Source organism: Polymorphobacter sp. PAMC 29334 (genome assembly GCF_019431245.1).
GTDB lineage: Bacteria > Pseudomonadota > Alphaproteobacteria > Sphingomonadales > Sphingomonadaceae > Polymorphobacter_B > Polymorphobacter_B megasporae.
On sequence record NZ_CP080243.1, the window covers coordinates 3,513,206 to 3,538,183 of the forward strand.

24 protein-coding genes are annotated in these 24,978 nt (G+C 67.7%); 9 read left to right on the plus strand and 15 right to left on the minus strand.

All coding sequences use genetic code 11. The features are described 5' to 3' along the window. Positions 1 to 82 precede the first annotated feature (82 nt). Positions 83 to 1,609 (minus strand): lipopolysaccharide biosynthesis protein, encoded by a 1,527-nt coding sequence (locus KZX46_RS20465; protein ID WP_219775480.1) that lies wholly within the window; start codon positions 1,607 to 1,609, stop codon positions 83 to 85. 138 nt (positions 1,610 to 1,747) lie between these two features. Here KZX46_RS20465 and KZX46_RS20470 point away from each other — a divergent pair, with 138 nt between their 5' ends. The 9 genes from KZX46_RS20470 (at position 1,748) to queG (ending at position 12,400) form a co-directional block, all read left to right on the plus strand. Then, a complete protein-coding gene (locus KZX46_RS20470; RefSeq protein ID WP_219775481.1) occupies positions 1,748 to 2,998 on the plus strand; it encodes an outer membrane beta-barrel protein in 1,251 nt (416 codons plus the stop codon). Beyond that, positions 2,998 to 5,232 carry a Wzz/FepE/Etk N-terminal domain-containing protein gene (locus KZX46_RS20475; protein WP_219775482.1) on the plus strand — a complete coding sequence of 745 codons (2,235 nt, stop codon included), beginning with the start codon at positions 2,998 to 3,000 and terminating at the stop codon, positions 5,230 to 5,232. Before KZX46_RS20470 ends, KZX46_RS20475 begins: the two co-directional genes overlap by 1 nt. A gap of 78 nt (positions 5,233 to 5,310) precedes the next feature. Further along, positions 5,311 to 6,351: a glycosyltransferase gene (locus KZX46_RS20480; protein WP_219777124.1), complete on the plus strand. Its 1,041-nt coding sequence runs from the start codon at positions 5,311 to 5,313 to the stop codon at positions 6,349 to 6,351. A 6-nt stretch (positions 6,352 to 6,357) separates the two neighbouring features. Further along, positions 6,358 to 7,794 (plus strand): hypothetical protein, encoded by a 1,437-nt coding sequence (locus KZX46_RS20485; protein WP_219775483.1) that lies wholly within the window; start codon positions 6,358 to 6,360, stop codon positions 7,792 to 7,794. Further along, a complete protein-coding gene (locus tag KZX46_RS20490) occupies positions 7,791 to 8,873 on the plus strand; it encodes a glycosyltransferase (protein ID WP_219775484.1) in 1,083 nt (360 codons plus the stop codon). The genes KZX46_RS20485 and KZX46_RS20490 overlap by 4 nt, the downstream gene beginning before the upstream one ends. After that, positions 8,870 to 9,670, plus strand: a complete 801-nt coding sequence (locus KZX46_RS20495; RefSeq protein ID WP_219775485.1) for a glycoside hydrolase family 16 protein — start codon at positions 8,870 to 8,872, stop codon at positions 9,668 to 9,670. The genes KZX46_RS20490 and KZX46_RS20495 overlap by 4 nt, the downstream gene beginning before the upstream one ends. Beyond that, a complete protein-coding gene (locus KZX46_RS20500; protein ID WP_219775486.1) occupies positions 9,667 to 10,440 on the plus strand; it encodes an exodeoxyribonuclease III in 774 nt (257 codons plus the stop codon). The genes KZX46_RS20495 and KZX46_RS20500 overlap by 4 nt, the downstream gene beginning before the upstream one ends. Positions 10,441 to 10,473: 33 nt before the next feature. After that, positions 10,474 to 11,139 carry a glutathione S-transferase family protein gene (locus tag KZX46_RS20505; RefSeq protein WP_219775487.1) on the plus strand — a complete coding sequence of 222 codons (666 nt, stop codon included), beginning with the start codon at positions 10,474 to 10,476 and terminating at the stop codon, positions 11,137 to 11,139. Continuing rightward, positions 11,120 to 12,400 (plus strand): tRNA epoxyqueuosine(34) reductase QueG, encoded by a 1,281-nt coding sequence (gene queG, locus KZX46_RS20510; RefSeq protein WP_219775488.1) that lies wholly within the window; start codon positions 11,120 to 11,122, stop codon positions 12,398 to 12,400. Before KZX46_RS20505 ends, queG begins: the two co-directional genes overlap by 20 nt. A gap of 161 nt (positions 12,401 to 12,561) precedes the next feature. Here queG and KZX46_RS20515 read toward each other — a convergent pair whose 3' ends face one another. The 14 genes from KZX46_RS20515 to argS form a co-directional block, all read right to left on the minus strand. Then, positions 12,562 to 14,616, minus strand: a complete 2,055-nt coding sequence (locus KZX46_RS20515) for a transglycosylase domain-containing protein (protein ID WP_370647497.1) — start codon at positions 14,614 to 14,616, stop codon at positions 12,562 to 12,564. Between the two features lie 76 nt (positions 14,617 to 14,692). Further along, positions 14,693 to 15,007, minus strand: coding sequence for a DsrE family protein (locus KZX46_RS20520; protein ID WP_219775489.1), 315 nt, complete (start codon positions 15,005 to 15,007; stop codon positions 14,693 to 14,695). Further along, a complete protein-coding gene (locus tag KZX46_RS20525) occupies positions 14,989 to 15,738 on the minus strand; it encodes a molybdopterin-synthase adenylyltransferase MoeB (protein WP_219775490.1) in 750 nt (249 codons plus the stop codon). Before KZX46_RS20525 ends, KZX46_RS20520 begins: the two co-directional genes overlap by 19 nt. Then, the gene (dut, locus tag KZX46_RS20530) at positions 15,735 to 16,190 is read right to left on the minus strand and encodes a dUTP diphosphatase (RefSeq protein WP_219775491.1); all 456 of its coding nucleotides are present in this window, start codon (positions 16,188 to 16,190) and stop codon (positions 15,735 to 15,737) included. The genes KZX46_RS20525 and dut overlap by 4 nt, the downstream gene beginning before the upstream one ends. Continuing rightward, the gene (coaBC, locus tag KZX46_RS20535; RefSeq protein ID WP_219775492.1) at positions 16,187 to 17,362 is read right to left on the minus strand and encodes a bifunctional phosphopantothenoylcysteine decarboxylase/phosphopantothenate--cysteine ligase CoaBC; all 1,176 of its coding nucleotides are present in this window, start codon (positions 17,360 to 17,362) and stop codon (positions 16,187 to 16,189) included. The genes dut and coaBC overlap by 4 nt, the downstream gene beginning before the upstream one ends. Before the next feature lie 72 nt (positions 17,363 to 17,434). Beyond that, complete coding sequence (locus tag KZX46_RS20540) at positions 17,435 to 17,911, minus strand: pyridoxamine 5'-phosphate oxidase family protein (RefSeq protein WP_219775493.1); 477 nt, start codon at positions 17,909 to 17,911, stop codon at positions 17,435 to 17,437. A 298-nt stretch (positions 17,912 to 18,209) separates the two neighbouring features. Beyond that, a complete protein-coding gene (gene tatC / locus KZX46_RS20545) occupies positions 18,210 to 18,998 on the minus strand; it encodes a twin-arginine translocase subunit TatC (RefSeq protein WP_219775494.1) in 789 nt (262 codons plus the stop codon). Further along, complete coding sequence (gene tatB / locus KZX46_RS20550; RefSeq protein ID WP_219775495.1) at positions 18,995 to 19,474, minus strand: Sec-independent protein translocase protein TatB; 480 nt, start codon at positions 19,472 to 19,474, stop codon at positions 18,995 to 18,997. Before tatB ends, tatC begins: the two co-directional genes overlap by 4 nt. 21 nt (positions 19,475 to 19,495) lie before the next feature. Next, the gene (locus KZX46_RS20555; protein WP_216708398.1) at positions 19,496 to 19,765 is read right to left on the minus strand and encodes a twin-arginine translocase TatA/TatE family subunit; all 270 of its coding nucleotides are present in this window, start codon (positions 19,763 to 19,765) and stop codon (positions 19,496 to 19,498) included. A 56-nt stretch (positions 19,766 to 19,821) separates the two neighbouring features. Next, positions 19,822 to 20,403: an SMC-Scp complex subunit ScpB gene (gene scpB, locus KZX46_RS20560; protein WP_219775496.1), complete on the minus strand. Its 582-nt coding sequence runs from the start codon at positions 20,401 to 20,403 to the stop codon at positions 19,822 to 19,824. Beyond that, entirely contained in the window at positions 20,400 to 21,152 is a 753-nt protein-coding gene (locus KZX46_RS20565; protein WP_219775497.1) for a ScpA family protein, read from the minus strand. Before KZX46_RS20565 ends, scpB begins: the two co-directional genes overlap by 4 nt. Beyond that, positions 21,145 to 22,146, minus strand: coding sequence for a beta-N-acetylhexosaminidase (gene nagZ / locus KZX46_RS20570; protein WP_219775498.1), 1,002 nt, complete (start codon positions 22,144 to 22,146; stop codon positions 21,145 to 21,147). Before nagZ ends, KZX46_RS20565 begins: the two co-directional genes overlap by 8 nt. 3 nt (positions 22,147 to 22,149) lie before the next feature. Further along, positions 22,150 to 23,100 carry an SPOR domain-containing protein gene (locus tag KZX46_RS20575; RefSeq protein ID WP_219775499.1) on the minus strand — a complete coding sequence of 317 codons (951 nt, stop codon included), beginning with the start codon at positions 23,098 to 23,100 and terminating at the stop codon, positions 22,150 to 22,152. Then, on the minus strand, positions 23,100 to 24,824 hold the full coding sequence (gene argS, locus KZX46_RS20580; protein ID WP_219775500.1) for an arginine--tRNA ligase: 1,725 nt from the start codon (positions 24,822 to 24,824) through the stop codon (positions 23,100 to 23,102). The genes KZX46_RS20575 and argS overlap by 1 nt, the downstream gene beginning before the upstream one ends. Between the last annotated feature and the right edge of the window lie 154 nt (positions 24,825 to 24,978).

Sequence of the window (24,978 nt, forward strand, 5' to 3'; positions counted from 1 at the left end):
CGGCCCGTGTCAATTGAACCAAGCACCGATGGCCGTTAACGCTTGCTTTACATGGACTTCAGCCGGCTCGCTGCATCCCTGTCTACGTCTGGAAGTGCGGTCCCTTGCGGCGAAGGCGCCGACTCATCCGCCGAAGACGACCGATGATCTGCGCTTCGAGGCAATCGGGACGTCCGGCAAGCTGCCACAGCACAATCCCGCTCCCGGCATAGACCAACGCACCGAGCGCAACCGTTGCTGCGAGCGCCGCACCGAGCAGGACCGGCGACTGGATCGCCGCCAATCGCGGAGTAACCAACGCCAGCGTCAGCGCCATCGCGCCGCCGCTCGCGAACGGTCGCGCGACGCCGGTAAGCTGGCGCGCGACGGTGACCCCGCTGATCCGCCGGACGAGCGCCATCGTCACGAAGGCGAGCATGACACTCGTGCCGATCCGGACGGCGATGACTCCCGCGACGCCGAAGGTCATCGCCGCCAGTGCGATTGCCGGTATCTTGAAGGCTGCCTCGATGACTTTCTGCCTGAACAGGATCTCGGTCCGGCCCTCGGCCATCGCGAGACCAGCGAACGGCGCCACCGCGAGCATCGGTACCGACGCCAGCGCCAGCCAGCGCAACAATGGGATCGCCGCCAGCCATTTACCGCCGAGCAGCAGCCTGACCACGGGATCGGCGAGCAGACTGAGCCCGAGGCACAGCGGCAGCCCGAGCAGCACGATCGTCCTCGACGCCTTAAGATACGCGAGGCGCAGCCGGGTATCGTCGTTCCGAATTAGCGCGAACGCCGCCATCAGCGGCCGCCCGACCGGGACGACGAGCGCGGTTTCGGGAAACGCCGCGAGATCGCTCGCCAGCGCGTAGCGGCCGAGACCGGCGGGTGTCGTGAAATGGCCGAGCAGGAGGCGATCGCATTGCCAGCTGATCGCGCTGAGCACCTGAGCCGCACTGCTCCAGCCGAGAAACGAGCGAAACGCCGGCCAATGACTGAGCGACAGGCGCGGGCGGTACGGTGCGAAGCCGAACGATGCCGCCGCGGTTATGGTCGGCGTCGCGACGGTCCCGGCGACGATTGCCCAATAGCTGTGGGTGGTGAAGGCGACCGTCGCTGCCGCGATCAACGCAGCGACCTTGCCGACGATTTCGATGACAAAGTCGCGACGGAAATTAATCTGCCGCGCGAAGATCGCCATGCGCGGACTGATGACCCCGCGCATAGCCGGCGCGAACGCGAGGACGCAGATCAGCGGCGCAAGGCGGTGGTCGCCGTAGATCAGCGCGAACGGCCATGCGCACAGCGCCATCACCAGCGCGAGGACGCCGCCGCGAATGACGCCGAGGGTGAAGGCGGTGTCGAAATGGCCGTTTTCAAGAATTTCGATCCGGACCAGCGCCTGGAGGATCGGCAATTCGAAAACCGCCTCGACGATCAGGAGCAGCGTCATCGCAATCGCGACGAGACCGAATGCCGCAGGATCGAGCAGCCGCGCGAGGATCGCGAGCGTCGCGAGGTCGACCCCGCGCGTGGCGAAGCGTGAGCTGATCAGCCATGCGGCACCGCTGCCGGTACGGGCAGAAATCGGCGGCTCGGCCGGTAGGTTTTCGCCAATCACGCGAAGCAGCCTAGACGCTTGCCCGAAGCCGGGGAAGGCGGTCCGCCGCCCGCTAACCAACCGGCGCGGTGGACAGGGTGGCGCCGATCGGCTTTGTCACAAGCGGATACGCGGCACGGGGGCGGAGTGAGGCACACGGTGGCAGGCGGCAGGCGGGTTGGGGCGATAGCCTTTCTGCTGTGCTGCCCGATCGCCGCGGCGGTCTCCTCCGAATTCGTCAGCGTCGATCGCGACAACATCGTCCTTGCGCGCGAGCGGCCTGAACTCGATGCGCTCGGCATCCCGGCTGGCGGCTTCCGCATCTACCCATCGCTGACGGTCGGCACGATCTACGACACCAATGTCTTCGATCGGGCGACGGGGACCGGCGACGGGTTCCTCCAGATCGGTCCGAAAATCACGGTCCAGTCGGGCTGGAGCCAGAATTTCCTGCGCTTTACCGGCGACGCCGAGATCGAGCGATTTGCCCGCATCCATAGCGAAAACAACGAGCGCTACGGCGTCGATGCCCTCGCCCGCGTCGACGTGACCCATAATATGGTGGTCGAACTCGATGCCTTGTTCGGGCGCCGCGCCGAAACTCGCGGCTCATCGGGCGACGTCGTGGCGGGCAGCCGTCCAATCATCTTCTACGACGCGGGGGGACATATTTCTTTGACGACGACGGCCGGCGCAGTGACGGCCAAGGGCCGACTCGACCTCGACGACTATCGCTACAACGATGCACAGGTTGGTAACCAATTTTTTTCGCAACGCTACCGCGACCACCGCGCTACAACTGCGCTCGTCGAGCTTAGCTTTCCGCTAACCCCGGCGATTAGTGCAGTAACGTCGGCGAGCTTTAACGATTCATCGTATACAAATACTTTACCGGGCCTGGCACCGCTCGACTCGAATGGTTTTACAACGCTCGCTGGGGTCCGTTTTGGTGTATCCAGCGTTACCACCGGACAGATTACCGCAGGTTATCTTCGGCAATCGTACCGCGCGGCCGTATTTCCTACGATCGAGGGAGTGAACTATGACGCCCGGATCGTGTGGAATCCGACGACACTGCTGGCAATTACGGCAACGGCCAACCGGTCGATCGAGCCGAGTCCGATCGCCAATGTCGCCGGAATCGTTGCCGACGGGGCGGGGGCGAAGGCCGACTATGAAGTGCTGCGCAATCTCTTGGTCAATCTCCGCGCCGACTATCTTCGCGAAGCGTATCGCGGGTCCGATCGCCGCGACCGGCGGGTCTCGGCTGGTGCGGGTATACGCTATATGATCAACCGCACCCTTCAACTCGGCGTCCAGTACGACTTCCGCGATCAGACGAGCCGCGGTGCCGGCGCGCGGCCGTATCGCGGCAGTGACGTGCTGCTCCAATTGACGGTGCAGCGCTGATGACTGCGCTCGAGCCCTATCGTACCCCGGAACGGCGCGAGGGTGCCGTTGCCGTATCCGACCGTCGCCGGTCGGACCGGCCGAGCGCCGACCGCCTCGACTTCCGTCATTTCATTGCCGCATTGCGCCGCCGCCTTGGCCTGCTGTTCGGCGTCACCATCGCTGTCGTCGCTGCTGCAGCGCTGTTCGTGACCCACCAGCCGTACGTCTATTCGGCAACGGCCGAAATCGTGCTCAACACCCGCGACGACCAGATCGCGCCGACATCGGCACAGGCCGGATCCGAGCTGCCCAACGCCGACCGGGCCGATACCGAGGTCGAAGTGCTTAAATCGCGCGCGCTTACCGAAAGCGTCGCCGCGGCGCTGCAACTCGACGCCAACCCCGCATTCAATCCCAAGACCAAAGCCTCCCCCGGGATCGCTGCAGGTCTGCGGACGGCGGTTGGGCTGGGCGGCGCCGCACCGCGCGTCAGGTCACCGGCCGAAACCCAGCGCGCGATCGTCGACACGCTCCAGTCCAACCTCAAGGTGACGCGCTCCGACCAGACATTTGCGCTCGACGTGACCTATAACGCGGCATCGGCGACCGACGCCGCCAGCATCGCCAACGAATTCGCGCGGCAGTATATCGCTGGTCAGCTTCGCCGGAAGACCGACCAGAACCGCTCGGCGATCACGCTTCTATCATCGCGGCTCGATAGTCTTCAGCGTCAGGCACAAAGTGACGCCGAGCGAGTCCAGGGCTACCGGATCGCGCACAACCTGCTCAGCACATCGGGCTCGTCGCTGACCGAGCAGGAGATTTCGTCGTACAATCTCGCGGTGACGACCGCGCGCGCGCAGGCGGTGGAAGACCGCGCCCGGCTCAACACCGCCCGCGCCCAGCTTCGCGGCGGTTCGAACGGCGGCGACGCCGGCGAGGCGCTTGATTCGACCGTAGTCGGGCGGTTGCGCGAGCGCGAGGCCGAAGTCAGCGGGCGGCTCGCGACCCTGACCGATCGCTACGGCGCGCAATATCCCGATGTCGCCAAGACCCGTAGCGAACTCGCCGACGTCCAGGGGCAGATTAAGAACGAGATCGGACGCATCATCTCGAACCTCGAGGCGCGGGTCAGTGTTTCGCAGCAACGTCTCGATTCGTTGACGGGCAGCCTCGCAACGGCACGCGGCGGGCTCGCCGACACCAATCGTTCGCTCGCTGGACTCAACGACCTCGACCGCCGCGCCAAGGCATCGCAGGCGGTCTACGAGAGCTATCTTAACCGCTACAAGGAATCGGTCGCACAGGACGGGACCGAACACGCCGATGCGCGGCTGCTATCGAATGCCGAGCCGCCGCTGATGCCGAGCAGCCCGAAGGTCCTTCTCAGCCTGATCGTCGCCGCCGTTCTGGGTGTGGGCCTCGGCATCGCCGTCGCGATCCTGACCGAACTCCAGTTTACCGGGCTGACGACGTCGGAGGACGTCGAGCGGCGGCTCGGGCTGGCGTATCTCGGCGGCATCCCGCTGCCGGCGAGCGTCATGCCGCGGTCGACGTCGCCGGTCGACCTCATCTTCGACGACCCCAAGTCAGGTTTCGCCGAGGTGTTCCGCAGCCTGCGCGAGACACTGCGCCAGGCCGCCGGCGAGGTGCCGCACGTTATTGCCGTTACGTCGTCGCTGCCAGGCGAGAGCATCGCGATGACCGCGGCATGCTTTGCCCGCAGCCTGGCGCTGTCGGGCGAGACGACGATCCTCGTCGACTGCGACGTCCGCGAACAGGGGGTCGCCACCGCCTTCGGTCTCTCGAGCCGCCGAACCGACATCGTCGACATTCTCGAGGGCAAGGCCTCGCTCGACGAGGCGATCGTCTTCGACGAAGCGACCGGGCTCGGCCTGCTCCTCGCGGACGCCGCGAGCGACCGCGGCGATCAGCTTGTTTTCGGCACCCGGGTCGAGGACCTGTTCACCCAGCTCCGGATCCGCTTCAGCTATGTCGTGATCGCCACCGCGCCGCTGCTGCCCGTCGCCGAGACCCGCTCGATCGTCGCGCTCGCCGACGCGACTTTGCTCCTAGTGCGCTGGCGGTCGACCGCTGACCATGCGGTGCGCGCCGCGATGCGATTGTTGTCGATCAAGGCGCTCAAGACGACCGGCGTCGTCCTGACCAACATCGATATGCGGCGACAGGCGAAATACGGTGCGAGCGACCAAACCGCGTATTTCGAACACTATAAGACATATTACCGGTGATGCTTGGGGCAGTTCGTGGGGCTTAATATTTTGCCGGCCAAGCCGCGCGTCGCGATCGTGCATTATTGGCTTGTCGGGATGCGCGGCGGCGAGCGCGTGATCGAGCGGCTGATCAAGCTGTTCCCCGACGCCGATATCTTCACCCACGTCTATGTCCCGGGCAAGATGTCGGAGATCATTCGCGGACGCCCGGTGAAGACGACGTTCATTAACCGGCTCCCCGGAGCGGCAAAGCATTACCAGAAGTACCTGCCGCTAATGCCGCTCGCGCTCGAACAACTCGACCTGCGCGGCTACGACCTCGTCATCAGCAGCGAATCCGGGCCGGCGAAGGGGGTTATCGCCCCACCTGATGCGATGCACTTGTGTTACTGCCACTCGCCGATGCGGTATCTGTGGGACCACTACCACGACTATCTATCGACGACGTCGGGGCTGTCGAAGCTGGCGATCCCGTGGCTGTTCCACGGCGTCCGCAACTGGGACGTCATCTCGGCGGCGCGGGTCGACACCTTCGTCGCCAATTCGACTTTCATCCAGAAGCGGATCAGCCGTGTCTGGCACCGCGAGTCGAGCGTCGTCCACCCGCCGGTCGAGGTCGACCTGTTTCGCCCGCGCGACGATGTCGAGCCGCGCTACCTGTGGGTCGGCCAGATGACCCCGTACAAGCGCGCCGACATCGCGCTCGACGCGTTCAACGAACTCGGGCTCCCCCTGTTGATGGTTGGCGACGGCAATATCCAGAAGGAGCTGCGCCGCCGGGCCAAGCCGAACATCACGATCGTCGACCGGCTCGACTTCACTGCGCTCCGTGCCGCCTACGCCCAATGCCGCGCCTTGGTCTTCACCGCCGAGGAGGATTTCGGGATCGTGCCGGTCGAGGCGATGGCGTCAGGCCGGCCGGTCCTAGCCTACGGACGCGGCGGTACCCGCGACAGCGTCGTCGAGGGACGGTCGGGGCTATTCTTCAAGGAGCAGACGGTCGCGAGCCTGATCGAGGGCGTTCAGGCTATGGAGCGTTTCCTGCCGCACTTCGACCCCGCCGCAGCGGTTGCCGACGCCGCCCGCTTCGCTCCCGAACATTTCGACGCGGGGATCCGCGCCGCTTTGGCTGGATAACTTCCGATGGTGCCGACGATCTTCGGCGTGATCCTGATCGCCGTCGGCATCGCTTTATTCCTGCGCGCCAGTGTCGTTGCGATGTTCGTCGTCGTCATCGTGTCATCGTTGTTCGGCGGATCGGCGGCATTCATCCTGCCGGCACTCGGCGGGTCGTCGGTTCCGCCGGTCAATATCGCTTTGCTGTTCCTCATCCTGCGGATCGTCGTGCCAGGCAGCGGCCAGAGCGATCTTGCCGGTGACTCGCTGCGCGAGAATCTGCCGCTCGCGGTCTTCGTGCTTTACGGGTTCGTCATGGCTTTCGTCGGTCCGCGGTTGTTCGCCGGGGTGATCGAAGTTGCGCCAATGCGACAGGGCAACGGCACGTTGTTCGCCACGGTCGAACTCGCCCCCACGTCGCAGAACATCACCACCGCGGTCTACATGGTCGGCACGCTGTTGTGCGCGGTCGGCGGGTATATCGCGTGTCGCGACTCGCGCGGCCTGCGCGCGCTGGTCGACGCCGGAGTCTACACCGCGTGGGCGCATGTCGTGTTCGGCATCATGTCGGTCGTCGGCAAGGGCGGGGCCATCGGCGAAATCCTGACCTTCTTCCGCAACGCGCATTACGCCCAGCTCGACGAAGAGGTCGGCGGCTTCCTGCGGATCAGCGGCATCCAGCCCGAGCCGTCGTCGTTCGCCATCTTCGGGCTGGTCTGGTTCGTCTTCATGTTCGAGTGCTGGTCATTGAGAGTCAGCCCGCGCCGGACCGGGCCGATCGCGCTGGCGTTGCTGCTCATCCTGATCGCCTCGACATCGTCGAGCGCCTATGTCGGGCTTGCGGGATACGGCGGCGTCCGGCTGGTGCTGGCATTGGGTCGCGGCGGCGGCCGCAAGTGGATCGCCGCAACGGTCGTCGGCCTCGCCGCTGTGGCGGGACTCGTGCTGCTGGCCTCATTCAACCCCGGTCTGCTCGACAGCTTCGTCCACATCTTCGACGCCGTCGTCACGAAGAAGCAGGGATCATCGTCGGGCCTCCAGCGCGCATTTTGGGCGCGGCAGGGGTGGACAGTGTTCCTCGCGTCCGACGGCCTCGGCATCGGGCCCGGCAGCTTCCGCTCGTCGAGCATCGCGACCGCCATCCTCGGCTCGACCGGCGTCGTCGGGACGGTGGCCTTCGCGGTGTATCTGTGGCGGCTCGTGCGTCCGCGCCGGGACGACGAGCCCGGCCTCGACGACGAGCGGGCGCGCATCGGCACCGCCGCGATGTGGGCGGCAATGTCGTTCCTGCTCGTCGCGTCGCTCGTTGCCGCCGGGCCCGACCCGACCGCGTTGTTCGCTATCTTCGCTGGTGCCGCGCTGGCCTCGCGCGCAGCGGCGGCGTCGCCGATGCGCGCCAATCGCCGGGTCCAGCTTCGCGGTGCGGTGCAGTTCGAAGCCGCGGGCGAAAGACGCCAGCGGTGACCGCGCGGCTTAACGTCTTCGTCCATCTGGCGCGCGACAAGGACGTCGACCAGTGGCGGGCGGCGCGGGCGTCAGGGTCGCTCGTCGGAGTCAACGACGATACCCCATACGGATATGGCCGCGCCGTGCAGATGGGCTGCAATGTCACGTTCTCGCGCTCGGGTCCTGAGACCTACTTCGGGCAGTTCGTCCGTCTCGCGCTGCGCGTCGTCCTCGGCTTCGACCTCGTCCACGCGTGGCGGCACCGTGCGGCGATGGCGCAGGCCGACGTCGTCTGGACGCACACCGAATCGCAATTCCTCGGGGTCGCGTGGGTGCTGCCACCGGGACCGAAGCTGATCGGCCAAGCGGTCTGGCTGTACGACCGCTGGGCGCGGCTCGACCCGCTCCGCCGCGCGTTGTTTCGGCGGTTGATCCAGCGGGTCGATGTATTGACGACGCTGTCGGACGATAACCTCGCAATCGCGCGCGGCCTGTTCCCGGGCAAGCGCGCCGAGATGATCCCCTTCGGTATCCCCGCCGAGCACCCGCTCGAACCCGCCGTCCGCGAGAACCGCCCGATCCGCGTCATCGCGCTCGGCAACGACCGGCATCGCGACTGGGCAACGCTCGTTGCGGCGGCGCGGGGGAGCGATGATATTGCAGTCGAGGTGTTCTCAGGCACGATCGACCGGACCCTCGCCCGCGATGCCCCGAACGTCGTCATCGGCAAGCTAAAGACCAACGCCGACCTCGCGGCGGCGATGGCGCGCGCGACGATGATGTGCGTGCCGCTGTCCGCCAACCACCACGCCAGCGGGATCACCGTCGTCGAGGAGGCGGTGCTCGCCGGACTGCCGGTCGTCGCGACCGACGTCGGCGGACTGCGCGGCTACTTCGGCGACGATGCTGTTCGCTACGTCCCAGTCGGCGATGCGGCGGCATTGCGCGCGGCATTGCGCGAGGTCGCCGCCGATCCAGCCGCCGCGACGGCGATGGCGCAGCGAGCGCAGGCGCATCTTGTCGCCGCCGGGCTCGATGCCGAGGGCTATGTCCGCCGCCATGTCGAGCTAAGCCGCGAACTCATGGCCGCCCGATGATCCGCGCGACGATCGCCGCGCTCCTGCTGTCGACCTGCGGCGCACAGGCGCCGATGACGCCGCTCGCGATGTGTGCATTGCGGCCGGTGTTTACGGAGGACTTCAAGACGCTGGCAATCGCGCCGCATACGCTGGCTGACGGCGCGCGCTGGACGGCGCATACCCCGTGGAACGGCGACTTCGGCGATGCTGCATTTGCCGATCCGGGGGTCGGCGGGCCGTTTGGACGCGATGCCGAGGGCCTGACGATCACCGCGCGCCGCGACGCCGCCGGACACTGGAACTCGGGGTTGATCGCCGCAGGCGACGCGACCGGCGCCGGTCCGGGGGTTCGCTACGGCTATTTCGAAGCGCGGATGAAGCTGCCGCCGGGGCCGGGCACATGGCCGGCATTCTGGCTCGGCACCCACATCGTCAACGGCGACACGACGCCGTCGGTCGAATTCGACGCGATCGAATATTACGGCCACGACACCGGTGGCTTCCAGAGCGGGTGGCACGTCTGGCCCGGTGATAAGGGCCCCGGCGGCCTCCATTGGAACAAGGTCCCGGCCGACAGCCTGACGAGCGCCTTCCACAATTACGGCGTCCGCGTCGCCCCCGACGTCACGACCTTCTATCTCGACCGCCAGCCGGTGTGGGAGATCCCGACCCCGCCGCAACACAAGCGGCCGCTCTATCCCCTGGTCAACCTCGCCCTCGGCTCGGGGTATCCGATTACCGACACGCCAAACCCGTCGGTGCTTCGAGTGGCGTACGTCCACCTCTACGAACTCGTCCCCGGCCCCTGCCGGTGAAGATCGCGACGTACAACGTCAACGGCATCAACGGGCGGCTGGCGAACCTGATCGACTGGCTCGACCGCGCCAAGCCCGACGCGGTCGCGCTGCAGGAGCTGAAGGCCCCCGACGAGCGCTTTCCCGCTGCAGCGCTCGAGGCCGCAGGCTATGGCGCGGTGTGGCACGGGCAGAAAAGCTGGAACGGCGTCGCCATTCTTGCGCGCGGCGGCACCCCCGTCGTGACCCGGCGCGGCTTCCCCGGCGACCCCGATCCTGCCCAGAGCCGCTACATCGAGGCGGCGGTCGACGGCGTGCTGATCGGCGGACTTTATTTGCCCAACGGCAATCCGTGGCCGGGGCCGAAGTTCGACTACAAGCTGGCGTGGTTCGACGCGTTCGCCACACACGCCGCCGGGCTTCTCGCCAGCGGCCTGCCGGTGGTCCTAGCGGGTGACTATAATGTCGTCCCGACCGACTTCGACATCTACCGCCCCGGTGCTTTGAAGGGCAACGCGCTGATCCAGCCCGAGGCGCGCGCCGCCTACGCCGCGCTCGTCGCGCAGGGCTGGACCGACGCACTGCGGACGCTCCACCCCGACGAGCCGATGTTCACCTTCTGGGACTATTTCCGCAACGCCTTCCCCCGCGATGCCGGGATGCGGCTCGACCATCTGCTGCTCAGCGAGGCGCTCGCCCCCCGCCTCACCGCCGCCGGAGTCGACCGCGATGCGCGGGCCGGCGACAAGTCGAGCGACCACGCTCCGGCCTGGATCGAACTTAGACCGTGACCCGCGGCCGCGGGCGACGCTAGTAAGACGGTTATGTGGCAACTCCATCAATTCGCGCTGTGTCCGTTCTCGCGCAAGGTCCGCTTCCAGTGCGCCGAGAAGGGCGTCGCGGTCGAACTCGTCGTCGAGCTGCCGTGGGAGCGGCGCGACGGCTTCATGGAGCTCAATCCCACCGGGCAGACCCCGGTGCTGCGCGACGGCGCGCTGGTCCTCGCCGATTCGGGGGCGATCGGTGAGTATCTCGAGGAAACCGTCGACCGATCGCCTTTGCTCGGATCGGGTGCCGCCGAGCGTGCCGAAACGCGCCGGATGGTCGCGTGGTTCGAGGGCAAGTTCTACGCCGAGGTCGTCGTCCCCCTCCTCGGCGAGCGGATGTTCAAGCGCGTCTTCGAACGCACCGCCCCCGACGCCAAGGTCATCCGCGCGGCGGCAAGGGCAGCCGAAGCGCATCTCGACTATCTCGACTTCATCCTCGACCACCGCCGCTGGCTGTCGGGTCCGGCGTTCGGCCTCGCCGACATCGCCGCGGCGGCGCAGGTCTCGGTCGCTGACTATCTCGGCGGGATCGACTGGGACGGTCACGACGCGGCGCGGCAGTGGTATTCGGCGATCAAGTCGCGCCCGACGTTTCGTCCGTTGCTCGGCGAGCGGATGGAGGGCCTGCCGCCGCCGGGACATTATGACAAGCTGGATTGGTAAGGGGCTGCCCGCAGACCTGCTCCCCTCCCCTTTGGGGGAGGGGCCGGGGGTGGGGGAGTCACCGCACGCCGCTCGGCTCGTAACGGCCCCACCCCCGGGGCGTCGCAAGCGCGACGGCTCTCGCCCCTCCCCTGAAGGGCAGGGGAAGCAGGGCGACTTTACTGCCCGCCTCGCCGCCGCCGCGCTCACCCACGGCTTCGCCGCAATCGGCATCGCCCCCGCCGCCGCCGCCCCCCTCGCAGGAGCCCGCCTCCGCGACTGGCTCGCCGACGGCCGCCACGGCGACATGATCTGGATGGCCGAGACCGTCGACCGCCGCGCCTCACCCGCCGCCCTCTGGCCCGAAGTCCGCTCGGTCATCATGCTCGGCACGAGCTATGCCCCCGCGCTCGACCCGCTGCGGCTGGCGGACGAACCGGGACACGCCGCGATCTCGGTCTATGCGATGGGCAGCGACTATCACGACAGCGTCAAGCGGCGGCTGAAGGCCCTCGGCGCCTGGCTCGCGCGGGAGGCCCCCGCCCCGCTCAAGGTTTTCGTCGACACCGCGCCGGTGATGGAGAAGCCGCTCGCCGAGGCCGCCGGGCTCGGTTGGCAGGGCAAGCACACCAACCTCGTATCACGCGACCACGGGTCGTGGCTGTTCCTCGGCGCGATCTATACGACGCTGGACTTGACCCCGTCGCCGCCCGGCCGCGACCGTTGCGGCAGCTGCGATGCGTGCCAGCGCGCATGCCCGACCGACGCTTTTCCCCAACCTTATCAATTAGATGCGCGGCGCTGCATCTCATACCTGACGATCGAGCACAAGGGCTCGATCCCGGTCGAGTTCCGGGCTGCGATCGGCAACCGTATCTATGGCTGCGACGACTGCCTGAGCGTCTGTCCGTGGAATAAGTTCGCGGTCGCGGCGCACGACATCGCCTTCGCCCCGCGCGCCGAGCTCGTCCGACCGGCGATCGCCGACCTGCTCGCGCTCGACGACGCGGGCTTCCGCGCCGTGTTCGCCGGGTCGCCGGTCAAGCGGATCGGGCGCGACCGCTTCGTCCGTAACGTCGCCATCGCGGCGGGGAATAGCGGCGACGCGGCGTTGCTCGGCCCGCTGGGGATACTGCTCGACGATCCTGCAGCGGTCGTTCGCGGCGCGGCGATCTGGGCGTGGCGGCGGCTCGGCGGCGGCGTCAACCCGGCACGGATCGCGGCTGAAACTGACCCGACGGTCGGGGCGGAATGGGCAAATCCGCTGCTAAGTTCAAAATAAGTTCACACAAACGACGGTGCTTTTTGACCTTCCCTGCTTCCCAGTCGCAGGTCGGCCCAGAGTGTAACGGGCCGGCCCTCACGATGAGAAAGAACGTTCGACGCCGCCCGGTGGCGACTTGATCCGCGAACGTCGCACGGGCGGGCGGGTGTAGGACAGCACTAATACGGATCCGGGCTCCGCTGTTGCCGCGGTGCGGGCGCGTTGAGCGTGTCGTTGAGCCAGCGGTCGTCGAGGCGCGGCTGGTCCTCATCCCCCGGAGCCGGATCGCGGCGGCGCGGCTGGACGTCGACCTCGCCGCTGTTGTCCGACGTGACCCCCGGCGCGGCGGAGTCGGGCACCAGCCCATAGACCTGGTCGTCGGGTTCGAGACCCAAGTCGGGCGCGGCGACGTCGGTGGTCAACGGTGCCGGCGGGGTGCCGCCGACCGCGCGCGCCATGTACGCAGCAAACGCCCGCGCCGGGGCGCGCCCGCCCTGCAGGCTCGCAACCGGCTTGGCATCGTCACGTCCCATCCATACGCCGGTGGTGAGTTCGTTGGTGAAGCCGATGAACCAGCCATCCTTATAGCTGCTCGTCGTGCCCGTCTTGCCCGCGAGCGGCCGCCCGATCTGCGCGTTGCGCCCGGTCCCGGTCTCGACCGCCGCCTTGAGAAGGTCGGTCATCTTCGCCGCGACGTACGGCGCGACGAGGACGCGCGGGCTCGGCGCTTCGCGCGTGTACAGCACCTTACCCGACGCGGTGGCGATCCGGGTGATCGCATACGGTCGCGTCTCGACCCCCTGGTTGGCGACACCGGCGTAAGCTGTGGTCAATTCGAGCAGCTCGACATCCGACGCGCCGAGCGCCATCGCCGGGCGGCGGTCGATCGGCGTGGTGATGCCGAAGCGGCGCGCGACGTCGGCGACGGTGTCGAAGCCGACGCGCTGCGCGAGCTTGACCGCGACGGTGTTGATCGACTCGGCGAAAGCATGGCGGACCGTCACAGTCCCGGCGTAACTGTTGCCGAAATTATGCGGCGACCAGCCGTCGATCGTGACAGGACCGTCGACGATCGTGTCGTCGGGCTCGACCCCGTCCTCAATCGCCGCGAGATAGTCGAACAGCTTCCATGACGACCCGGGCTGCCGCCGTGCCGCGACCGCGCGGTTGTAGTTCGAGGCGACATAATCGCGCCCGCCGACCATCGCCTTGACCGCGCCGTCGCGCGCCATCGACACGAGCGCACCCTGCGCCCCGGCGGGCGATTCGGCGGCGATCGCGGCTTCGGCATAGCGCTGCCCGGCGGGGTCGAGCGTCGTCGACACCGACAGCGGCTCGACCGCCTCGTCGGTCAGATTCTCGACCTGCGCGAGGACCCAGTCGGTGAAATACCGCACCCCCGACTGGCGCTCCTGCGGCGCGAACCGCAGCGACGCGAAGTCGGCGGCTGCGGCCTGCGCGGGGGTGATCGCCCCTGAGTCTTCCATCGTCTTGATGACGACGCTGGCGCGATCGCGCGCTCGGACGGGGTCGGCCGACGGCGCATAGCGGCTCGGCGCCTTGACCAGCCCGGCGATGATCGCCGCCTCCTCGAGGCTGAGCGTTTCGGCAGGGTGGCCGAAGAACTTGCGGCTTGCGGCGTCGATTCCGTATGCGCCGCCGCCGAAATAGACGCGGTTGAGGTAGAGTTCGAGGATCGCTTCCTTGGTGAACTTGCGCTCGATCGCGAGCGCGATGACCGCCTCGCGGATCTTGCGGCTATACGTCTGGTTCGACGTCAGGAAGACGTTGCGCGCGAGCTGCTGGGTGATCGTCGACGCCCCCTGCCGCGTCCCGCGCGTCGCATTGCTGCGCAGCGACCGCGCCATGCCGATCGGATCGACCCCGGGGTGGTAATAAAAGCGCCGGTCCTCGACCGCGATCATCGCCGCGGTCATCGTCTTGGGAATGCGCGCGAACGGCAGCCACTCACCGTAGCTCGGCCCGAGGCTGACGAGCACGCTGTTGTCGGCGCCGCGAATCTCGACCGACTGGCCGTTCGGCGACCGCTTGAGCTCGTCGAAACCGGGGAGCGACCCCATTGCGATCGCGACCGAAATGCCGAGGCCGATGACCGCGAGGAGGATGATCGCGCCGCCCCATTTGAGCAGCCCGATCATGAACGCCGAAAACCCGCCGCGCGGGGGCTTGGGCGGGGGTCGGCGAACGGCGGTGCGGGGCGAAGCTGTGGCCATCGAGGTGTATTATGCGGGTAGGCTCGGTTTGGGGTGGCGGCAAGCGGATTGCGAAAGGCTTCGCCGGCTTCGAGCGTCAAACCAGCAGCAGTTGCGCGTCGCCCAACGCCGCGAGGAAGCCGATCATCCCTCCGGTCGCCACCCCTGACGGCAGCCGCGCGGCGTCGATCCCCGCGTCGGCAAGTCCGGTCTGGCACGCGGTCATCCGCACACCGAGCTCGAGCGCGGTGCCGAGCAACGGCCCCGGCGGCGCAAGCACGGCGACGCTCGCCCCGTCGAACAGCATCGACACGTCGCGCCCCAAGGCAGCGGCGGCGGCAGCGAGCGTCAGCGCGGTGGCAAGACGCGGACCGGCCTCGCTGACGACGATCGCTAGTGGCACGCCGGGCATGCCGGGTCCTTCGCCAAATTTAACGTTCGCATCCGCATCGACAGCGCGTCGAACAGCAACAGCCGCCCCGCCAATGTCGGGCCGAAGCCGGTGATCTCGCGAATAACTTCGAGCGCCTGCATCGCCCCCATCACGCCGGTCAGCGCGCCGAGGACGCCCTGGTCGGCGCAACTCGTGTCTTCACGCCCCGGGGCATTGCCGACGTAGCAGCGGTAGCACGGCAGTCCAGCCTCCCACCCCCGGAACGTCGAAAGCTGCCCGTCGAACGGCCCGACCGCAGCCGAGACGAGAGGTATCCGTAAGGTGAGGCAGGCATCGGCGACGGTCAGCCGCGTCGCAAAACTGTCCGATCCGTCGGCAACGACATCGTGCCCGCCGAGCAGCGCGGCGGCGTTGCCCGCGTCGAGCCGGACGCGCTGCGGCGTCACCACCGCGTCGGGGTTGATCCGTGCCAGCCCGTCGCGCGCACTGTCGGTCTTCGCCCGGTCCACGTCGGCGGTGCCGTGGAGGACCTGCCGCTGGAGGTTCGACAGCGCGACCGTATCGTCATCGATCACCGTCAGCCGCCCGACCCCGGCGGCGGCGAGGTACATTAGGCACGGCGAGCCGAGTCCCCCCGCGCCGACCACCGCGACGCTGCTGGCAAGGAGTTTCGCCTGACCGCTGCCGCCGATTTCCTTGAGGATGATGTGGCGGGCGTAGCGATCGAGCTGGTCGTCGGTGAGGCTCACGATCCCGTCGAGCCGAACCCGCCACTCCCGCGCGCCGTGTCCTCGGCGACGGTGTCGACGGCGACCCAGCGCCCCCGCACGACCGGCGCGACGACGAGCTGCGCGATCCGCATGCCGCGCGTGATCGTCACCGCCGCATCGCCGTGATTGGCGAGCAGCACCTTCAACTCGCCGCGATAGTCGCTGTCGATCGTCCCCGGCGCGTTCGCCACCGTCAGGCCGTGCTTGAGCGCGAGCCCCGACCGCGGGCGGACCTGGACCTCGTAGCCGTCGGGAATCGCGAGCTTGAGGCCGGTCGGCACCGCCGTACGCGCGCCCGGCGCAAGGACCAGGTCGCGGTCGAGCGCGGCAACGACGTCCATCCCCGCTGCCCCTTCGGTTGCGTATGCGGGCAAATCGAGGCCGTCGGCGTGGCGCATGATCTCGACGTCGATGACGATCTCGGGGGTCATGCGAATTCCTGTGCGATGCGATCGGCGAGCCGCCGCGCGACCTCGGCCTTGGCCAGCGTCGGCCAGTCCTCGACGCCGTCGGCGGTGACGAGGTGGACGGTATTGGCGTCGCCGCCCATTACGTCGCCCGAGACATCGTTGGCGACGATCCAGTCGGCCCCCTTGGCGACGCGCTTGGCGACGGCATTCGCCACCGTCTCGCTCGTCTCAGCAGCGAAACCGACGACGAGCCGCGGGCGGTCGGGGCTGTGGCCGAGCGTGGCGAGGATATCGGGATTCTCGACCATGTCGAAGCGCGGCATCCCCTCCGCCTTCTTGAGCTTGTCGGGCGAGGCGATCACCCCCCAGTCGGCGACCGCGGCGACGAGGATCGAGGCATCGGCGGGCAGCGCCGCCTCGACCGCAACCGCCATCTGCCGCGCGGTCTCCACGTCGATCCGCGTGCAGCCGGGGGGCGTGACAAGCACGACCGGCCCGGCGACGAGCGTCACCCGCGCGCCGAGTGCAGCCAGCGCGCCCGCGATCGCAAACCCTTGCTTGCCCGACGAGCGATTGGCGAGATAGCGGACCGGGTCGATCGGCTCATGCGTCGGACCGGCGGTGACGACGACGTGCCTGCCGGTTAACGGCTTGGGCGCAAAGTGAAGCGCGATCGCCGCGACGATCGCGAAAACCTCGGGCAGTCGCCCCGGGCCGAACTCGCCGCACGCCATCGGACCGTCGTCGGGCTCGATCACCGTCACTCCGCGTTCCCGCAACGTCGCGACGTTCGCCGTCGTTGCGGCGTGCGTCCACATGCGGACGTTCATCGCAGGGACGGCGATGACCGGCGTGTCGGTCGCGAGCAACAGCGTGGTCGCGAGATCGTCGGCGATCCCCGCGGTCATTTTCGCCATCAGATCGGCGGTCGCCGGGCAGACGACGATGAGGTCGGCGCTGCGGCTGAGTTCGATGTGCCCCATGCCGCCGCCCTCATCGAGGCTCCACAAATCGCTGTGGACCGGGCTGGCGGCAAGCGCGGACAGGCTGAGCGGCGTCACGAAATGCGCTCCGCCCGCGGTCAGGACCGGCTTGACCGACGCCCCCTCGCGGCGCAGCGCCCGAACGAGTTCGATCGCCTTGAATGCGGCGATGCCGCCGCCGACGATGAGGAGAATTCGTTTGCCGTGCATCCCGGCGGTGTAGTCGCCGCAATCGATGCTGTCATCCCGGCGAAGGCCAGCTTCGCCGGGATGGAAGACGCTTTACAACGTGACGTGCGTGACCTTGTCGTCCTTCGGCGGCGTCTGCGTCAAGTTCGCCTTGGCGACCTTGACGAGCATCGCCAGCTTGCCCGGCGAATCCCAGATCGTCGCGTGCTCGGGGGTGACGTGGATCAGGCCCGTCGTCGGCGCCTCGGGGCCCTCGGGCAGCCAAGCCTCGGCGAACGGGTTCCACAATTCCTTCTGCTTCGCCGGGTCGCGGACGACGCGTGCGGTGCCGGTAACCGAGACGTACTTGTTCGACGACGAATTTGCGAAGGCGAGGTTGACCTTGGCATCGTCCTTAATCTCGTCGGTCTTGTTGCTGTCGATCTTGGTGATGAACCAGATGTCGCCGGCATCCTTGTCGACATACGCGCTCATCGGGCGGCTTTCGAGGCCGTTCGCCGTTTCGGTCGTCAGCATCGCGACGCGGAGATCGTCGATCATGTCCCAGAACTTTGTCGTATCGTCGGTCATCGTCCGGCCTTTTCAATGGTTGCGTAACCGGAAGACGCGCGGTCGTTTCGGCTGGTTCCATCGCCCCGAAGATCGCGTTTTGATGCACCGCAAAAAAACTTCGCGGGGCGCGGAACCCCGAACGGGCATGTCCGTTTAGAAGACTGGACAGCGGTATATGCCCCCCCGCTCCCGCTGTCCTCCCAAGGGTCCGGCCGCATCATCCCCCCCGAATGCGGTCGGACCCAAATACTCAGAAAGGCCCGCAACCATCCCCCCGGTTGCGGGCCTTTTCTGTACGAATGTCAGAGATGCTGCGCTACGGTACGATAACGGGCAGTGCAGCAGCGTCGCGGGCGCGCTTGCGCTCGCTGAACCAAATCCCGATGATCGACGCCTCGTAGAGCGCGATCAGCGGCACAGCGAGCAGGCATTGCGATACGACATCGGGTGGAGCCAGCACCGCGGCGACGACGAACGCCCCTACGATTGCGTAGCGCCGTCCAGCCTTGAGCTGGGTGCGCGTCACGATCCCCGCGCGCTCGAGCAGCATCAGCAGCACCGGCAGGAGGAAGGCGATGCCAAACCCAGCCATGAAGTGCATGATCAACGACAGATAATCGTTCATCGCCGGCAGCGCGGTCTGGGCGAAGCCGGTTGTCGCGCCGTTATCGTTGAACTTGAGGAAGAATCTAAACGAGATCGGGGCGACGACGTAATAAGCGAGCGCTGCCCCGGCGGTGAACAATACCGGAGTCATGATCAGGAACGGCAGGAACGCGCGCTTCTCGTTCTTGTAGAGGCCGGGCGCGACGAATGCCCAGATCTGGTTGGCGATAATCGGGAAGGCGATGACGAGCGCCGCGAACGCCGCGACCTTCACCTGGACGAAGAACGCCTCGTAAAGCTTGGTGAAGATCAGCTGCGTGTGCGCTCCAGGCCCTTCGGCACGGACGAGCGGCTGGACGAGAAATGCAAAAATCGCCTTCGACTGAGTGAACGCGATACCGAACGCGACGACGAGCGCGACGAGGCTGACGAGCAGGCGTTTCCGCAGCTCGACCAGATGCTCCATCAGCGGAGCCTTGCTGTCGTCGAGTTCGCTCATGGCGCTGCCGTCGGGGGTACGGGTTCGCTATGCACGGCAGGAAGCGGCTCGGCGGCTATCACGGGTTCGGCGACGTCGGCATGGGCGAGGATCGCGGCGGGCGACGGGCGCGGGCCGGTCATTGCGATCCCGGTGGCGGGTGCGTGCGTCACGACCGGCATATCATAGATGTTCGGCACGGGCGGTGCCGCAGGCGGCGCGACCACCGGCGCATCGTAAACATGCGGCGCGACCGGGGCGACCGTCGTCGCCGCCATGATATCGGCGTTCTGCTGCGCCCACTGCTTCTGCATTTCCTCGAGCTCGGCCTCACGCATCATTGTGTCGAAGCCGCTGCGGAGGTGGCGTGTCATCGCCCGCCCGCGCCCGACCCAGCCGCCGACCATCCGCATCACGCGCGGCAAATCCTTCGGCCCGATCACGACGAGCGCGACAATCGCAATCAGAAGAAATTCGGAGGAGTCGATGCCGAACATCGGACCGGTCCGCTAGACGCCCTAGCTCCGCGGAACCTCGTCGTGCACCGGCGCGGGGGGAACGACAGGCGCAGGGGGCGCAATGTGCGGCGGGGCGTAGGCCGGCGGCGGCGCATAGCCCTGCGGCGGCGGCGGGTAAGCCGGGGGGGTGCCGTCGTCGGCCAGCCCCTTTTTGAAGCTGTTGATGCCCTTGGCCATGTCGCCCATCAAATCCGAAATCCGCCCGCGCCCGAACAACAGGATGACGACGAGGATGACGATGAGCCAATGGACGAGGCTGAACGAACCCATGATCTGAAACTCCGCCTTAGCCCCCGCAGGGCCACGATCCGGGCCGCGACACGACCCTATCGCTCGCTATGTAAGCCAGCGTCGGCCATTTCGCCAGTGGAAGCGCCGGGCGGCACGCGGTCGAGCAGCCCCGCTGCGCGCAGGTCGGCCACCCCAGGCAGGTCGCGGCGGTCGGAAAGGCCGAAATCGGCGAGAAACCCGGGCGTCGTCGCGAACTGGAGCGGGCGTCCCGGCGACTCGCGGCGGCCTGCAGGACGGACCCACCCCGCCGCCATCAGCACGTCGACCGTCCCCGGCGACACCGCGACGCCGCGGATATCCTCGATCTCGGCGCGGGTTGCGGGCTCGTGATACGCGATGATCGCGAGCGTCTCGACCGCCGCACGTGACAATTTGCGCGGGGCGTCGCGGATCCGGCGGAGGACGTGGCCAAGGTCGGGCGCGGTCTGGAACAGCCACCGCCCGCCGCGTTCGACGAGGACGATCCCGCGCGGCGCGTAGCTCGCGGCGAGGTCGGCGAGCGCCGCGGCGATATCGCCGGGTTCGGAGACATGGCGCGCGATTTCGGCGAGGGTAACGGGGTGCTCGGCGGCGAAGACGATCGCTTCGACTTCGCGGACGAGCTGGGGATCGGTCATCTGGCGCGCACGAGCACCGGCGCGAACGCATCGGACTGCGCCAGATCCGTCCGCCCCTGCCGCGTCAGTTCGAGCGCCGCCAGAAACGTGCTCGCAAGCGCCGAGCGGCGGTACGCCTCGTCGGGAGCGGCGGGCAAATACGTGGCCAAATCGGTCCAGTCGCGCGCCGCCCCGACCAGCCGCGCCAGCCGTTCGAGCGCTTCGTCGAGCGCGAGGACGTCGCGGCGGACGACGCTATAACCGGGCCGCTCGCGCCGCCGAACGATGGTGCCGTACGCACTGAGCAACTCGAACAGCGTACAGTCGACCGCATTGCTCGCGACCAGCCGCAGTCCCTCCGGCGCGGCACGGCGGAAGGTGTCGTGCCCGGCGCGGTCGCGCGCCATGAGTCGCGCCCCCGCCTCGCGCATCGCATCGAGCCGCTGCAGCCGGAACTGGAGCCGCAGCGCGAGCTCATGCGGATCGGGATCGGCTTCGGGGTCGGGCGGCAGCAGCAGGCACGACTTCAGATACGCGAGCCAGGCCGCCATCACGAGATAGTCGGCGGCAAGCTCGAGCCGGATCGTCCGCGCCTCGGCAATGAACGCGAGATATTGGTCGACCAGCGCGAGGATCGAAATCGCCTTGAGGTCGACCTTCTGCGCGCGGGCGAGCGCAAGCAAGACGTCGAGTGGCCCCTCCCACCCGTCGAGCGCGAGCGTCAGCGTCTCGGGGATGATGCGGACCGAAGCGTCGAAATCGTCAGCCATACGCCAGCAACGCATCGCGCTGCCTGGTCAAATCCGCAATCGACAACTCATGCGGCGGAATCGGCCACAGCATCGCCGCGCCGAGCCGGGTCGTCGCCTCGTGACTGATTTCCGGAGCAGCGGCGACGACCTCGACCATCTCGTCGAACGCCCCCGAGCAATGCAAAGCGATATCGCATCCCGCCTTGAGGCACCCGATCGTCTTGTCGGCGAAGCTGCCGCCCAATGCCTTCATGCCGAGATCGTCGGACATCAGCAGCCCGTCGAAGCCGATGTCGCGGCGGATCGTCTCGGCGATGACTTTCGCCGACAGCGTTGCGCAATGTTCGGGGTCGAGCGCCGAGTAGACGATGTGCGCGGTCATCGCCATCGGCGCGGCGTTCAGCGTGCGGAACGGCTCGAAGTCGACCGCGAGCTCCTCGCGGGTCGCGCTCACGACCGGCAGGCCGAGGTGACTGTCGACCGTCGCGCGGCCGTGCCCGGGGATGTGCTTGACGACGCCGATAACGCCCCCGGCGCGCAGCCCGTCGAGCGTCGCCTTGCCGAGCGCGGCGACGCGCATCGGCTCGCTGCCATAGCTGCGGTCGCCGATGATGTTGTGGCCGCCCGGCGCGCGAACGTCGAGCAGTGGCAGGCAGTCGACCGTCACCCCGGCATCGCGCAGCGTCAGTGCAAGCACCAGCGCGTTGAGCCGCGCCGCCTCGATCGCGGTGACCGGGGCGATATCGTACAATGCGCCGAAGCGCGCGGCTGGCGGAAATTCGGCCCACACCGGCGGCTTCATCCGCGCGACGCGTCCGCCTTCCTGATCGATCAGGATCGGCAAGTCGCGCTGCGCGAGGTTGCGCAGACTATCGGTCAGCGCGAGCATCTGGTCGGGATCGACGCAGTTGCGCGCGAACAGGATATACCCCGCCGGGTCGCACTGCCGGAACAACGTGATTTCGTCGGCGGTCAGCACCGGACCGGACATGCCGAGGAACAACGGGGTCATCGCTTACTCCGCAACGAGGCAGGCATCGCCGCCGGCCTTGACCTTCGCGCACAGGTCGGAAGCCGCCGCCTTCGACGCGACGCCACCGGCTCGAAGCCGGTAGAGCGTCTTGCCGTCACGGTCGATCGGCTCGACGCGCTTGCTCAACGCAGCAAGCGCCGGGGCGTGCCCGACCGCGGCCGTCCACGCCGCATCGGCCTTGGCCGCCGACGAGAACGCACCGAGCTGGAGCGACGCGCTTCCGCCCGACGCTTTCGCAGGCTTCGGCGGCGTGGTTTCCGCCAGCAGGTCGACCGGTTTCGACGGGTCGAATGCGGCTGCGGGCTTGACCGGCTTGGGCTTCGGCTTGTCGGCAACCGGGGGGACAACCGGAGCCGCGGCGATCTTCACCGGGGGCACGACGGGGGCCGGGACGACCTTCGCCGGGGGCACGATCGGGGCCGGGACAACCTTGACCGGCGCTGCAACGACCTTGGCGGGTGGAGCGGCAACGGGGGCAGGCGGTGCGGCCACCGGTGCGGCCGCGGGCGGCAGCAGATCGGTCGGCGGCTCGGGCGCGGTTCCGGGCCGGGCGAGTGGCTCCTCGGGCGTCGCGGTCGTATCGATCGCGCTCCCTGGATCATCGCCACGCCCCGCCGCCGCGATCGAATCGGTGATGCCGGCAACCGACGCCCCGCCGGGATCGGTCGGGGTGAGCTTGTACGGCCCGGGATCGGCGGCGATCAGCGGTGCATCCTCGGCCCGCTTGAACCCGCTCGACCCGTCCTGCTTACGCGCCGAGATCAGATAAATCCCCAGCCCGATCAAGACGATGAGCGCGATCGCGACGAGACCGCCGCCGATCACCCGTCCGCGCGGCACCATCGTCGACCCGCGCGTCTCGCGGACCCCTTCGGCGAGCCACGGGGCGTCGTCGTCGAGATCGTCGTCGGGGTCGTGCTGGCCGCGTGCCATCAGTGCATTTCCCGCGCCGGCTCGACGCCCATCACCCCAAGCCCGTTGGCAATGACCTGCGCCGCCGCCTTCGCCAGTGCAAGCCGCGCCGCCGTCAGCGCGACATCGTCCTCGATCAGGAAACGCCGCGACGGGTCGTCGTTGCCGCGATTCCACAGCGAATGGAAAGCTGCCGCCAAGTCGTTGAGGTAAAACGCGATCCGGTGTGGCTCGTTCGATGCCGCCGCCGCCTCGACGATTTTCGGCCATTGCGCAGCGAATTTGACCAGCCCGAGCTCCTCGTCGTCGAGCCGCGTCAGGTCGGCATCGGGCAAGACCATCCCCGCCTCCGCCGCGCGCCGCTGGAGCGAGCAGATCCGGGCGTGGGCGTACTGGACGTAGAACACCGGGTTCTCACGCGACTGCTCGACGACCTTGGCGAAGTCGAAATCGAGCTGGGTGTCGGACTTCTTGGTCAGCATGATGAAGCGCACGACATCCTTGCCGACCTCGTGGACGACATCGGCGAGGGTGACGAACGACCCCGACCGCTTCGACATCTTGACCGGGTCACCGGCGCGAAACAGCCGGACCATCTGGACGAGCTTGACGTCGAGCGCGACCGCGCCGTCTGACAACGCCGCGACCGCCGCGGTCATCCGCTTGACGTAGCCGCCGTGGTCAGCCCCGAACATGTCGACGAGCCCGGTGAAGCCGCGGCGCAATTTGTCATAGTGATACGCGACGTCACCCGCGAAATATGTCCAGCTGCCGTCGGACTTTTTGAGCGCACGATCACTGTCGTCGCCGAACTGCGAACTGCGGAACAGCGTCTGCGGGCGCGGCTCCCAGTCGTCGGCTGTTTCCCCCTTCGGCGCTTCGAGGACGCCCTCGTAGATCAGCCCCTTGGCATCGAGATCGGCAAGTGCAGCCCCGACTGCATCTCCAAGGCTGGCTTCGGAGAAGAAGCGGTCGTGGTGGATGCCGAGCAGCGCAAGATCGTCGCGGATCAGGTCCATCATCATCGCAACGGTGCGGCTGCGGAAGAGCGCGAGCCACTCGCTCTCGGGGAGCAGCGCATAATGATCGCCGAGCTCGGCGGCGAGCGCCTGCCCGACCGGGATCAGATAGTCGCCGGGGTAGTACCCTTCGGGGATCGTGACGACGCCGCCGAGCGCCTCGAGGTAACGCAGGTGCGCCGAGCGGGCGAGGGTATCGACCTGCCCCCCGGCGTCGTTGATGTAATATTCGCGCGTCACCGCGAACCCGGCATAGTCGAGCAGGCTCGCCAGCGCATCGCCGACGACCGCGCCCCGGCAATGCCCCATGTGCATCGGCCCGGTCGGGTTCGCCGAGACATATTCGACGTTGATCGGCTTGCCGCCGCCCATCGTCGAGCGGCCATAGTCGGCCCCCTCGGCGAGGATCGTGCGGAGTTCAGCCTGCCACACGCCCGGGTTGAGGGTGATGTTGAGGAAGCCTGGCCCGGCGACTTCGGCGCTCGCGACGTCGGGCAGCCCGACGAGATATTGCGCGATGCCGACCGCGATCTCGCGCGGCTTCATCCCCGCGGGCTTTGCCAGCACCATCGCCGCGTTCGTCGCCAAGTCGCCATGGGTCGGATCGCGCGGGCTCTCGACGGTAACGTGGCGCGTATCGAGCCCCGGCGGCAGGTCGCCCGAGCGGACGAGGTCGGCGAGCGCGTCGGCGACGTGAGCAGCATAGCGATGATAAACGGTGGTCAAGGCGGTTCCGGCGGGTTCGGTTGGCAAACGCCACGACTAGCGGGGAATCGGCGGCGGGTCACGCTCGATCCGGTCGGGCGGTGCCGGGAAAAGTCCGTTGCCGGAACGATCGGCCTTGGCTAGTATCGCACCGTCGGTGGAGGGGGATTCCGCC